This window comes from Pseudomonas sp. KH_021, assembly GCF_057838865.1.
On sequence record NZ_CM174477.1, the window covers coordinates 1,973,313 to 1,986,260 of the forward strand.

Sequence of the window (12,948 nt, forward strand, 5' to 3'; positions counted from 1 at the left end):
CATCGAATCCCCTTAACCGTACGGTTTATTGCATGACTGATTTGAGTGGCGATCTGCCCGCTTGTTCCCCTTTGAAGGGTCTATTTTTTATTGTCCTCGGCACGGCCATAGTTGTCGGTAAAACGCACAATGTCATCCTCCCCAAGATAAGTGCCACTCTGCACTTCGATCATGACGAGCTCGACCTCGGTTTGATTGCTGAGCCGATGTAACCGTCCCGGCTTGATGAATGTCGACTCGTTGGCCTGTAGTACTGACGTGTGGTCACCATTGGTGACAGTGGCCGTGCCACTGACCACGATCCAATGCTCGCTGCGGTGTTCATGCTTTTGCAAAGACAGGGCGGCGTTGGGTCGAACCACGATGCGTTTGATCTTGAAGCCTGGGCCCTCCTCCAACACGGTGTAGGTGCCCCACGGGCAGTACACGGTGCGGTGCAGGCGATACGCCGGGTGATCGGCTTGCTTGAGCTGGCGAGCGATCAACCCGACCTCCTGGCTGCGGCTGGCGTCGAGCACCAGCAGGGCGTCGGGCGTATCGACGATGATCAGGTTCTCCAAGCCAATGCCCGCCACCAATCGAGGGGACTGGATGTAGCAATTACTGACTTGGTGCAGCAGCGTTTCTGCCTGGCACCGGTTGCCGTCGCTGTCAGCCGGTGTCAGGTCGCGCACCGCCTCCCAGGCGCCGATATCACTCCACCCAAGCGTGCAGGGCACCACGGCGACTCGCTCGCTTCGCTCAAGCACGGCGTAGTCGAAGGCAATATCGGGCACTTGCGCAAAGCGTGCGGCGTCCAGCTCAAGTTGCACTTCCTGTGCATCGCGTTTGCTGGGGCTGTGCTCGATACAGCTGGCAACCGCCGCCAGAAGGGCGGGGGCGTGCAATTGCAGTTGTTGCAGCAGGCTGTCGGCGCGGGCGCAGAGCATGCCGCTGTTCCACAGATGGCAACCCCCTTCAAGCCAGCCCTTTGCAGTGGCGGCATCAGGTTTCTCGGTAAAACGGGCCACCTGTAATCCATGCGCGCCGAGCGCCGGGCCGGTTTCAATGTAGCCGAAACCGGTTTCGGCGCGTGTTGGCGTCAGCCCGAAACTCACCAGCCAACCCTCGGCGGCCAACGAGCGGGCAGCATGGACGGCCGTGTAAAAAGCCTCGACGTTCTCGATCAGATGATCAGCGGGTAATACCAGCAGTTGGCAGTCGCCACCGTGCTGCGTTGCTGTGTGCAGGGCCGCTGCGGCGATGGCCGCGGCGGTATTGCGCCCACAGGGTTCGAGGATGAAATCCAGCGCCAGGTGGCTATCGTTGAGCGGACGGTATTCATCCAGTGTGCGAAACAGCAGGTCGCGCTGGATGACCGTCAGAAGACGCTCGGCACCCAGGCCACTGGCGCGGGCAAAGGTCTTTTGCAGCAGGCTCTGGCCGTCCGGCAATGGCAGAAAAGGCTTGGGCAAGGATTGGCGTGACACCGGCCATAGCCGGGTACCGGCGCCTCCGGCAATGATGCAGGGAATGAGCATTGACATGGGGAGCTGTGGCGCACCGGTTTAAGCAAAAGCCGATTATACGCGGTCCACGCTTTCGGTCTCTCACTGGGAGGCCGGCGGCGTGGCCCTGCTGTCGGCTAATCATCCAGGCTGATGATGCCCTCGCGCACGGCAAACAGCACCAGGCCTGCCACGTCAAAAATCTGCAGGCGCTTCATGATCTGCGAGCGGTGAGTCTCTACCGTCTTGATGCTCAGGCCCAGGCCGTTGGCGATTTCCCGAGTGGATTTGCCACGTACGATCAAGCGCAGGATCTCCAGCTGCCTGACGGTCAGGCCGTGGGTCTGGGCGACGTCGGGGGTTGGGGGTCGAGCGCGGCCCAGGGCCTGGTTGATAACGGTATGGGCAATCGCCGGGCTCAGGTATCGTTCGCCATTGCGCAGCGCGGTGAGTGCCTGTTCCAGCTCCGTGGCGGTGGTGTCCTTGAGCAGGTAACCATCGGCGCCGGTCTCCAGGGCCTGCATGATCAAGTCGGGCTCGGTGTGCATCGACAGGATCAGGACCTTGGTGTCGGGCAGTTGCTGATGCAGCTCGCGTAGGGCTTCAAGCCCACCGATGTGACGCATGGACAGGTCAAGCAGAATGATGTCAGGCGCCAATCGGCTGGCCAATTCCAAAACCTGCGCGCCATCGCTGGCTTCACCGACCACGGCGTAGCCGGGAATGTCCATGACCAGTGCGCGTACACCTGCACGAATCAATGAGTGATCGTCTACCAAGAGCAAATTGCAGATCATAGCTGTCCGTGAATCTTGGCGCGTTCAAAAGTGCGGGGCTCCCAGGGAAACATCGCTTCGATTTGCGTGCCCTTGCCGGGTGCGCTGGTCACCGTCAGCCGGGCGTCCAGCAGCCCTGCGCGTTCTAGCATGCCGGCCATGCCGCGCTGGCCAGCCAGGGCAGGGTCGCTGGCAGGGGTAAAGCCGTGGCCATCATCTTCGATACGCAGGTTCAGGCCTTGTTGGGTACGTTGCAGGCCTATGCTCAGGTTGTGGGCACGAGCATGGCGCAAGACATTGGTGATGGCTTCCTGGGTAATCCGAAAGATCGCCACGGACAGTTGCTCGGGCAGCCCGTCCAGGCGCTGCTGGCAGTCCAGGCTCCAGCTCACGTTGGTGTTCTGCAAGGTACGCAACAAGTGCGCTCGCAGGCTGGCCTCCAGGCCCAGGCGCGTCAGCTGGCGCGGGTTGAGTACGACGGTCACATCCCGCACGCTCGCCAGCGTCTCATCCAGCGTGTTGCGCAGGGTGGCGAAGTGCTCGTGTAGTTCAGGCGGGACGCGCCGTTGCAGCCAATCTGCCTGCATCTTGGCAGCAGTCAGCAGTTGACCAATATCGTCGTGCAGCTCGCGGCTCAATCGGTGGCGTTCGTTTTGTTGCACGGTGAGCAGCCGTTCGGCCAGTTCGTGGGCCGGGATTTGCAGATTCTTCAACCTACTCAGAAAAGTCAGGGCCGATGCCAGCAGGGCTCCCAGATTGAGCAACAACAGCGCCAATGGTAGAGGAGATTGGCTCAGATACAGGCCGACATCACCCAGACCGGTCGCCAGGCAAAGCACAAGGGTCAACCAGCGGGCAGGAGAGAGGCTGGACGACCAGGGTTTGAGTGTCTTGAGGCTGGCGAACATAAATGGAGCCACGGCAGGGTCGCGGTTAAACCTGTAGAAGGATTGAACAGGTTGTTTCTAATTCTTGTACAACGTTGTTCAAGTAAATATTGAGTACTTCATGAGCTCTCAGAGCAAGACGTCGGTGTTTTACCGGTAAAGGAGAGGATGGTAACACTTCGATAACCGCTGGTCGTTTACTCGTATGCGTCTAAGGCATGGGAAAGCGTTCAATGCTTGGATTTGATCGCTCACAGGCGCTGTCTGGCGAATTGATCTGCCCTTTCAGGCTCGGTTGTCAGCATCAGATAAAGCACGTCGACACCCAAGGCCTGGGCGACCCCTTCTACCAGCGCATTTTGTTCATCGGGTTCAAGGTCGAGTTGGCCGGTCCTGGGGTCGATCAACTCCAACTGCCAGTCCAACAATCTTAAGCATGCCTGTAGGGTCTGGATGGCCTGCTCGTTCAGCCTGGCGGGAGCGCGTGCCAGGCGCAACAGAAACACCAGCTGTTGACAGAAGCTTGCGATCAGTTCGATAGGGCGTGATTGCGCTCGCTCACCCAGGGTGGTCAAGGTTTCTACCAGGCTGCGGCAGGCGAATGAGTCATTGCCAATGGAATTCAGGTGGTTCAGGCATTCCCCGGATTTTGTCAGCAGCACTTGCGCCTCTATCAGGAACTCCCTCAACCCACTCTGCTTGCGTGCATCAAAGTGCACGACATTGCTCCCTGAAATTTGACAAACAGCCCGACTCCTTTCGTGCAATGAGAAAGGCGTCACATTAATGGCTATTGGATATCACGAATATCAGGTTGCGGCTGGTTCGTACTCAGGGAATCCCTGAGTGCGCGGTCCGAGGAAAATGCCCGATATGGCGGAATACACATGCTGTTTCAAACCTGTTTTATGGCTTGGCCGGGAAACGCCCTGCTCGTATAAAGTGGCAGTCTTTTTCTGTCAGGGAGCAAGCCATGTTGCGATTGAGCGCGTTGAATCGATATCCACTCAAGTCGGCGCGCGCCGAGTCGTTGCAGCGCTCACATCTGGGGTTGCTGGGGCTTGAGGGCGATCGTCGCTGGATGCTGGTGGAAGAGAAGACCGGGAGCTTCCTGACCCAGCGTGCATTGCCGCAGATGAGCCAGTTGACCGCCCAGCACAACAGCGATCACAGCCTGACGCTCAGTGCCAAGGGGCAGTCCAGCCTTAGGGTTGGACTACCGTTGGCCGATGAAAATCTGCGCGGCGTCACCCTTTGGCGAGACAGCCTGCGAGTGCCAGATGCCGGCGATGAGGCCGCGGCCTGGGTCAGCGAGTTTCTGGGTAAGCCCACGCGCCTGGTGCATGTGCCTGAGTCTCGAGCGCGCCCTTTGCAAGCAGGCTTCGGTCATCAAGAGGACCGAGTTGGATTTGCTGATGGTTTTCCCTTGCTGCTAATCGGCCAGGCCTCGTTGGACGATTTGTCTTCAAGGGTGGGACGGTCACTGGAAATGTTGCGATTTCGCCCCAACCTGGTGGTTGAGGGCGGCACGGCTTTTGCCGAAGACGGCTGGAAGCGTATCCGTATCGGTGACGTTGAGTTTCGCGTGGTCAAGCCCTGCAGTCGTTGCATCCTCACCACCATCGACCCCCAGACCGGGGAGCGCAGCAGCGACCGAGAGCCTCTGGCGACGCTCAAGACCTATCGTGAGCAGGAGGGCGAGGTGATGTTTGGCCAGAATCTGGTCAGTGATGGCGAGGGCGTGCTGGAAGTCGGGATGCCGGTGGTCGTGCTCGAATAGCATTGAATTCGACCTTGCCCGCGAGGCGTCAGCCTGACACATCGCGCACCGCGGTTTGCCTGATGCACCGCGGCGCGCTCATCGCAGCCAAGCAGGCTGTGTGAAAACTCCGACAAAAGTCGACCCACTCAAAAAACGACCTCCTGTAATCGCGTACACGCGACGATCGACTAGTCGGGAGGGGGTCAAGTACCCCCTAAATCAACCAAATTTTGAGTTTTCACACAGCCTGCAAGGCTGGCTCCTACCTCGCGAGAATCACTGATCGTCGAAATACCGCTCGTGCCAATCGACCAGTGGTTGCGGCGAGTTGAGTTTCTGCCCGTAGATCACCGAATACGACAATACGTTCTGCACGTATTGGCGTGTTTCGTCGAACGGGATCGACTCCACCCAGACGTCGAAACTCAGGTGGTTGGCCCCACGTAGCCATTGGCGCACGCGGGTGGGGCCTGCGTTGTAGGCGGCCGAGGCCAATACCCGGTTGCCGTTGAACTGGCTGTGTACCTGGCTGAGGTAGGCCGCACCCAATTGAATGTTCTTGTCTGGGTCCAGCACTTGCTGCGGAGAGGCCAGCGGAATGCTGAATTTGCGTGCGGTCTCCTTGGCGGTGCCGGGCATCAGTTGCATCAGGCCAGAAGCGCCGACACTGGAGCGTGCGTCTTCCATGAAAGCGCTTTCCTGGCGGGTAATGGCAAACACCCAGCTCGAATGCAGCCCGCGCAGGCTCGCTTCTCGCACCAGCGTGTCGCGGTGGGCCATCGGGAACCGGATGTCCAGGTCATCCCAGTACTGGGCCTGGCTGATGGTCCGAATAGCTGGGAAATACCAGCGCAGGTCGTAGGCCAGCTTGGCCTGGGCTACCATCTCGTCGCGATTGAAGTGGCGGCTGACGTGGTACCACTCGCGCCGGCCATTGACGATCTCACCGCGTGCGTGAAACTCCAGGGCCCGGCGTACACCAGGGGTGTTGCGGACCTTGTTGATCAACTGCTGGCTCAGCACCAGTGGCTTGTTGTTCAACTGATAAGGCGCTTGGGTGCGGTCTGCGGCCAGAAAGCCGTAGAAGTCCCGCTCGCGTGCGACAGCCTTGTACAGCAAAGGCACCTGGGGATTCTTGGGTTGGGCCAGCTCCAGGCTGCGCGCTTGCCAATAGCGCCAGCGATTGGTCGTGGCCAGGTCCTGTGGCAGGCGACGGGTCAACTCGTAGGCGTCTTCCCAGCGGCCCAGGCGCAGCAGCAGGCGCAGGCGCCATTCGGTCACCGTGTTATCACGCAGTTCCGGGTCGTAGCGGGTCATCAGGTCCAGCGCTCGGGCGTCGTACTTGCGCGCCAGCGTCAGGCCGATTTCGCGGGCGATGGCGACTTTTTCGTCGCGCGAGAAGTGCATCCGGCTGGCATAGTCGTCGAGCATGGCCATAGCGCGGTCAGGGTCCTGGCGGGCCAGGCGACGCAGGCCCAGGCTGACCACATCGGACATGGCCTCGTCAGCGGGCATGAAGCGCGAAGGCTGGTTCAGGAGTTCGGGCTTCTGTGCCACGTCAATCAGCAACTTGCCGCGGGGCGCCAGGGTGGTCAGGCCGTTGACCAGACTAGTGGCCAGCGCGTAGTTGCGCGTCTGGGCCGCCAGTTTGGCCCGCTGCCAGCGGCGCGCCTCGGTCAATTGGCCTTCGGCCGCCCACATGCCGAACAAGGTGTCGCAGGTCGTCGGCTGGGACTTGCCTACCAGCCATAGCTTTTCAGTGACGGCATTGCCTTCGGTTTTTTTGCCATGGCCCAGCAGGTATTGGCCATTCAGGCAGTCGAGCTCGGTAAAATTGAGTTTGGGGTCGTAGTACCGGGCGAAGGTTTGCCAGTCGCCCCGTTCGGCTTGCCAGCGCAGCCAGCGCAACTTCATCCAACTGGCCTGGGGCAGGTCGCCGTGCTCGGCCAGAAATTTCTCGATCTCGGCGTTGCTGGCGGTCTTGAGCCGGGCCGTCAGTTCGTCATAGGCCAGGTAAGGCTCCAGCGGATAATCGGCCAACGCCTGGCTGTAGCGCATGTACGGGCCCGTATCGCCCTTGGCCAGCGCGCGCTTGGCTTCATCGTAGTACTGGCGTTGTTGTGCGAGGTCGGCAGCCTGGACAGACGAAGCGGCCGAGGCAGAAAAAAGCAGGCAAGAAAACAGGTTGAGCAGGCGGCTGCGCATGGGACTTCCGAACAGATGAATCGTGACTGAGTGTCGGCCTGGACACCCCAGAAAGGTGCCACGCCTTAAGCTTAGCCTTTTGCCAAGGGGCGGCGAAAGCATTGTGCTTGTATCGGCGTGTAAGTACGCCGGGCGGTCGGCTGGTTTAACCCATCTAATGTGATCGGCCCTCAAGTCAGGTAGAATGCGCGCCCGGTTTTTGGAGAAGATCATGACCCTGCTCAAATTAAGCGATGTGTCCCTTGCTTTCGGCGCCATGCCGCTGTTGGACAAGGTGTCCTGGCAGATCGCCCGTGGTGAGCGGGTGTGCATTATCGGCCGCAACGGCACTGGCAAATCCAGCATGCTGCGCCTGATCAAGGGCGAGCAAGTCCCCGACGAGGGTGAAATCTGGCGCGCGCCAGGGCTCAAGATCGGCGAATTGCCGCAAGAGCTGCCTGTGGCCGATGACCGCACCGTGTTCGACGTGGTGGCTGAGGGCCTGGACGGTGTGGGGGCCTTGCTGGCTGAATACCATCACCTGAGCCAGAACATCGTCACCGATGCAGACCTTGAAAAGCTCATGCACGTACAGCATGACCTTGAGTCCCGCGACGGCTGGCGCTTGCAGCAATTGGTGGATAGCACGCTGAGCCGCCTTCAGTTGCCGGCCGACAAGACCCTGGCAGAACTGTCCGGTGGCTGGCGTCGCCGCGTGCTGCTGGCCCAGGCGCTGGTGTCCGAGCCAGACCTGCTGCTGCTCGACGAGCCGACCAACCACCTGGATATCGGTGCCATTGCCTGGCTGGAAGAAGCCCTGAATGGCTTCGGCGGCGCTGTGCTGTTCATCACCCACGACCGTTCATTCCTGCAGAACCTGGCGACCCGTATCCTGGAGCTCGACCGTGGCGGCCTGATCGACTGGAATGGCGACTACGCCAGCTTCCTGGTCCACAAGGAAGCGCAACTGGCCGCTGAGGAAACCGCCAACGCGCTGTTCGACAAGCGCCTGGCCCAGGAAGAAGTCTGGATTCGCCAAGGCATCAAGGCCCGTCGTACCCGTAACGAAGGCCGCGTGCGTGCCTTGAAAGCGTTGCGTGTGGAGCGCGGCGAGCGTCGCGAGCGCCAGGGCAAGGCCAACATTCAGCTGGATGTGGCCGAGAAATCCGGTAAGCAGGTCATGCAACTGGAGAACGTCAGCTTCGCCCACCCGGGTGGCCCGTTCCTGGTCAAGGACTTCTCGATGGTCCTGCAACGCGAGGACCGCATCGGCTTGCTGGGTGCCAACGGTACCGGCAAGACCACGTTGCTCAAGCTGATGCTCGGTGACCTGCAGCCGGTGGCCGGCAAGGTCGAGTCCGGCACTAAGCTTGAAGTGGCCTACTTCGACCAGTTGCGCCATCAGTTGGACCTGGAAAAAACCGTGATCGACAACCTGGCCGAAGGTCGAGATTTCATCGACATCGACGGTCAGAGCCGTCATGTTCTGAGCTATCTGGGGGACTTTTTGTTCAGCCCACAGCGCGCGCGTACGCCGGTCAAGGCGTTGTCGGGTGGTGAACGGGCTCGCCTGCTGCTGGCCAAGCTGTTCAGTAAGCCGGCCAACCTGCTGGTGCTGGACGAACCGACCAACGACCTGGACGTCGAGACCCTGGAATTGCTCGAAGAAGTGCTGGCCGGCTTCAAGGGCACCGTGCTAATGGTCAGCCACGACCGGGCCTTCCTGGATAACGTGGTTACCAGCACCCTGGTCTTTGAAGGTGATGGCAAGGTGCGTGAGTACGTGGGTGGCTATCAGGATTGGATTCGCCAGGGCGGCTCGCCCAAGCTGTTGGGCGTCACCGAGAACAAGTCCGGCAAGCCAGAGCTCAACAGCGCCGTGGTCAGTGCGCCAGAGCCTGCTGCGGAGCCCGCGGCAAAGAAAAAGCTCAGCTACAAGCTTCAGCGTGAGCTGGAAGCCTTGCCAGGCCAGATCGATGCGGTAGAGCAGGAGATGGCGGCCGTACAAGCCCAGATTTCCGATGCCGGTTTCTATCAGCGCCCCATTGGCGAGACCACCGAAGTGCTGGCCAAGCTGGAAACACTACAAGCCCAGCTGGACGAGCTGGTAGAGCGCTGGGCCGAACTGGACGCTTGATGTGAGCCATGGCAGGAGCCAAGCAATGTAGGAGCCAGCCTTGGCTGCGATAGCCGCACCGCGGTGTATCAGTTAGGCCGCGTGGTCTTCATCGCGGCTAAAGCCGGCTCCTACCCTAAAGCGGTGATCTGTGTTACTCGCCTTTTTTCATCAGTCGCACCGCCAGTACATCGCACGGCGCACCATGCAGCACGTCGTTGGCGGTAGAACCCAGCAGCAGGGCCAGGCCATGACGGCCGTGGCTGCCCACCACGATCAGGTCGCAGCTGTGTTCCTTGGCCAGCGTATGGATCTCCTGGCGAGGCTGGCCATAGGTCAGGTGGCATGCTTCGGTGGTCAATTCATATTTGGCCTTCAGGCGTGCAAGGCGCTCCTTGGCCTGGTCGAATTGCTGTTGCTGCAATTGCGACAGGTCCATAGGCACATCTCCGCCAAATGCCATGGCCATGGGTTCGACGATATGGACGATTGAAAGCTTGGCATTCTGGGCTTGGGCAATGGCGCGAGCCCGTTTGATGACCGGGTCGCACTCTTCGGTCAGGTCGACGGCGACGAGGATGTGGTTGTACATAGGGAGCTCTCCTGACGGTTGCGATAGTTATTAGTATGGTCGGTTTCGAACGGGTCGGCTGAATTCGCCCTTAACCCGCTCATTTGAAAGCAATATAGGAATAACACATATGACGTTCTGGCTGGTGGTGTCAATTCTTGCGCTGATCCTCAGCCCGCTCGCTTGGCTCAAGCCTACACGCAATCAGAGCGGAAAAATGGCGATGCGCATGGAAGCTCGCCGCATAGGCCTGGGGATGCAGTTGACGCCGCAGGAGTGGCCACATTGGCTGCCCAAGGAGCCGCCGAGCCAGTGTGCGCAGTATCATCGGCCGCGTCGGGCGGGGAAGGCGGATAGCTGGTGTTATTGGCAAACCACGCCGGGCGTGTGGCTGAATCAGTGGCGCGAACCTTGCAGTGATTCTGATCTGCTGACGCAATTCGCCACATTGCCCGCCAATGTCTACAAAGTTGAGGCAGGGCCGCATCTGCTTGCCCTGTATTGGGGCGAGCGGGGCGATACGGCTGTGTTGCAGGATATTGCGGCAGTGCTCAAGGCGCTGGCGTAATCCAGAGGGCGAATCCTGCAACGGGATTCGCCAGGCAATAAAAAGCCCGATCATCAGCATCGGGCGAGGTGGCCAGGCAGGCCGGTAATACGGTTGCAACGCAATCGGTCTTTTATAAGAGCGCTGGGTTGGCTGTAGCCGGATCATACGCGCGCCCCTTCATAAAATCCTGTCTCTTTTTCCTCTCTTGGGTGACGTACGCCGCCTGTGTCCATGTTGCATGGTCTTCAATTGATGGCGTGAATGCCGATTGATCACGCGCGCCGACTTTACGATTTTGTGCATTTGACAATTGCCGGCTTTTGCCTGACTCTTCGCTTACCCAAATCAAACGGGCGTATGAATTGAGCGTTTGTATTGTCAGAAAGCTCTTACAGAATCCCGACTATCGCGCTGGCGGGTATGTGTTCAGCGTGTTCAGCTTCCATATCGTGGAGATCAGTTGATGATTTACGAAGGTAAAGCCATCACGGTTAAGGCTCTTGAAAGTGGCATCGTCGAATTGAAATTCGACCTCAAGGGTGAGTCCGTCAACAAATTCAATCGTCTAACCCTGAATGAACTGCGTCAGGTGGTAGACCTCCTCAAGGCCGATGCCTCGATCAAGGGCGTGATTGTCAGCAGTGGCAAGGACGTGTTCATCGTCGGCGCGGACATCACCGAATTTGTCGACAACTTCAAGCTGCCGGAGGCCGAACTGGTCGCAGGCAACCTGGAAGCGAACCGCATTTTCAGCGATTTCGAAGACCTTGGCGTACCCACGGTGGTCGCCATCAATGGCATCGCCCTGGGTGGCGGCCTGGAAATGTGCCTGGCCGCGGATTACCGCGTCATGTCCACCAATGCCAAGATCGGCCTGCCGGAAGTCAAACTGGGTATCTACCCGGGCTTTGGCGGCACCGTTCGCCTGCCACGCTTGATCGGTGCCGACAACGCCATCGAATGGATCGCGGCAGGCAAGGAAAACCGCGCTGAAGACGCTCTGAAGGCCGGGGCCGTCGATGCGGTGGTCGCGCCTGAAAAGCTGGCTGAAGCTGCGCTGGACCTGATCAAGCGCGTCATTGCCGGCGAGTTCGACTACAAGGCCAAGCGCCAGCCGAAACTCGACAAGCTCAAGCTCAACGCCATCGAACAGATGATGGCCTTCGAAACCGCCAAGGGTTTCGTGGCAGGCCAGGCCGGCCCGAACTACCCGGCGCCGGTCGAGGCGATCAAGACCATTCAGAAAGCGGCCAACTTTGGCCGTGACAAGGCCATTGAAATCGAAGCCGCAGGCTTTGCGAAATTGGCCAAGACCTCAGCCGCGCAATGCTTGATTGGGATGTTCCTGAACGATCAGGAGCTCAAGCGCAAGGCCAAGGCCTACGACGAAGTCGCCAGGCCGGTCAACCAGGCGGCCGTGCTGGGCGCGGGCATCATGGGCGGCGGTATCGCCTATCAGTCTGCGGTCAAGGGCACTCCGATCCTGATGAAGGACATTCGTGAAGAGGCCATTCAACTGGGCCTGAACGAAGCCTCCAAGCTGCTTGGCAATCGTGTCGAGAAAGGTCGCCTGACCCCGGCGAAGATGGCAGAAGCCCTCAATGCTATTCGCCCGACCCTGTCCTACGGTGATTTCGGTAACGTCGATCTTGTGGTCGAAGCCGTGGTCGAGAACCCCAAGGTCAAGCAAGCGGTACTGGCTGAGGTGGAAGGGCAGGTCAAGGAGGACGCTATCCTGGCTTCCAATACCTCGACCATCTCGATCAACCTGCTGGCCAAGGCGCTCAAGCGCCCGGAAAATTTTGTCGGCATGCATTTCTTCAACCCGGTGCACATGATGCCGCTGGTGGAAGTGATTCGGGGTGAAAAGTCCAGTGAAGTGGCGGTTGCCACCACCGTGGCCTACGCCAAGAAAATGGGCAAAAACCCGATCGTGGTCAACGACTGCCCGGGCTTTTTGGTCAACCGCGTCCTGTTCCCTTACTTCGGCGGCTTCGCCAAGCTGGTCAGCGCTGGCGTGGACTTCGTGCGCATCGACAAGGTCATGGAAAAGTTCGGCTGGCCAATGGGCCCTGCCTACTTGATGGACGTGGTTGGCATCGACACCGGCCACCATGGTCGCGACGTGATGGCCGAAGGCTTCCCGGATCGCATGAAAGACGACCGTCGTTCGGCCATTGACGTGCTGTACGAAGCCAAGCGACTGGGCCAGAAGAACGGCAAGGGCTTCTACGCCTACGAGATGGACAAGCGCGGCAAGCCGAAGAAAGTCGCCGATGCCTCGGTCCTGGAAGTTCTCAAGCCGATCGTCTACGAGCAACGCGAAGTCAGCGATGACGACATCCTCAACTGGATGATGATTCCGCTGTGCCTGGAAACCGTGCGTTGCCTGGAAGATGGCATCGTCGAGACCGCAGCCGAAGCCGACATGGGCCTGATCTACGGTATTGGTTTCCCTCCGTTCCGTGGCGGTGCGCTGCGCTACATCGACTCCATGGGCGTTGCTGCATTCGTTGCCCTGGCCGACCAGTACGCCGACCTGGGCCCGCTGTACCACCCCACCGCGAAGCTGCGTGAAATGGCCGCCAACGGTCAGAGCTTCTTCGGTTAAGCGC

At 59.7% G+C, this 12,948-nt stretch carries 10 protein-coding genes; 4 read left to right on the plus strand and 6 right to left on the minus strand.

All coding sequences use genetic code 11. The features are described from left to right. Positions 1 to 80: 80 nt before the first annotated feature. The 4 genes from AC3IX4_RS09260 to AC3IX4_RS09275 form a co-directional block, all read right to left on the minus strand. Positions 81 to 1,526 carry a mannose-1-phosphate guanylyltransferase/mannose-6-phosphate isomerase gene (locus tag AC3IX4_RS09260; protein ID WP_489260247.1) on the minus strand — a complete coding sequence of 482 codons (1,446 nt, stop codon included), beginning with the start codon at positions 1,524 to 1,526 and terminating at the stop codon, positions 81 to 83. A 98-nt stretch (positions 1,527 to 1,624) separates the two neighbouring features. Continuing rightward, positions 1,625 to 2,284, minus strand: coding sequence for a response regulator (locus AC3IX4_RS09265; RefSeq protein ID WP_489260248.1), 660 nt, complete (start codon positions 2,282 to 2,284; stop codon positions 1,625 to 1,627). Beyond that, on the minus strand, positions 2,281 to 3,171 hold the full coding sequence (locus tag AC3IX4_RS09270; protein WP_489261258.1) for a sensor histidine kinase: 891 nt from the start codon (positions 3,169 to 3,171) through the stop codon (positions 2,281 to 2,283). Before AC3IX4_RS09270 ends, AC3IX4_RS09265 begins: the two co-directional genes overlap by 4 nt. Before the next feature lie 230 nt (positions 3,172 to 3,401). Then, positions 3,402 to 3,869, minus strand: coding sequence for a histidine kinase (locus AC3IX4_RS09275; protein ID WP_489260249.1), 468 nt, complete (start codon positions 3,867 to 3,869; stop codon positions 3,402 to 3,404). 254 nt (positions 3,870 to 4,123) lie between these two features. On the opposite strand from AC3IX4_RS09275, the gene AC3IX4_RS09280 reads away from it, so the two are divergent. Further along, positions 4,124 to 4,930: an MOSC domain-containing protein gene (locus AC3IX4_RS09280; protein WP_489260250.1), complete on the plus strand. Its 807-nt coding sequence runs from the start codon at positions 4,124 to 4,126 to the stop codon at positions 4,928 to 4,930. Between the two features lie 258 nt (positions 4,931 to 5,188). Here the strand turns inward: AC3IX4_RS09280 and AC3IX4_RS09285 are convergent, their stop codons facing one another. After that, positions 5,189 to 7,117 carry a transglycosylase SLT domain-containing protein gene (locus AC3IX4_RS09285; protein ID WP_489260251.1) on the minus strand — a complete coding sequence of 643 codons (1,929 nt, stop codon included), beginning with the start codon at positions 7,115 to 7,117 and terminating at the stop codon, positions 5,189 to 5,191. 211 nt (positions 7,118 to 7,328) lie between these two features. Between AC3IX4_RS09285 and AC3IX4_RS09290 the strand changes: the two genes are divergently transcribed. Further along, a complete protein-coding gene (locus AC3IX4_RS09290) occupies positions 7,329 to 9,233 on the plus strand; it encodes an ATP-binding cassette domain-containing protein (protein ID WP_489260252.1) in 1,905 nt (634 codons plus the stop codon). Between the two features lie 133 nt (positions 9,234 to 9,366). Here the strand turns inward: AC3IX4_RS09290 and AC3IX4_RS09295 are convergent, their stop codons facing one another. Beyond that, positions 9,367 to 9,804 (minus strand): universal stress protein, encoded by a 438-nt coding sequence (locus tag AC3IX4_RS09295; protein ID WP_489260253.1) that lies wholly within the window; start codon positions 9,802 to 9,804, stop codon positions 9,367 to 9,369. A 109-nt stretch (positions 9,805 to 9,913) separates the two neighbouring features. On the opposite strand from AC3IX4_RS09295, the gene AC3IX4_RS09300 reads away from it, so the two are divergent. Then, complete coding sequence (locus AC3IX4_RS09300) at positions 9,914 to 10,351, plus strand: hypothetical protein (protein WP_489260254.1); 438 nt, start codon at positions 9,914 to 9,916, stop codon at positions 10,349 to 10,351. A gap of 445 nt (positions 10,352 to 10,796) precedes the next feature. Beyond that, complete coding sequence (gene fadB, locus AC3IX4_RS09305; RefSeq protein ID WP_489260255.1) at positions 10,797 to 12,944, plus strand: fatty acid oxidation complex subunit alpha FadB; 2,148 nt, start codon at positions 10,797 to 10,799, stop codon at positions 12,942 to 12,944. Positions 12,945 to 12,948: the final 4 nt, after the last annotated feature.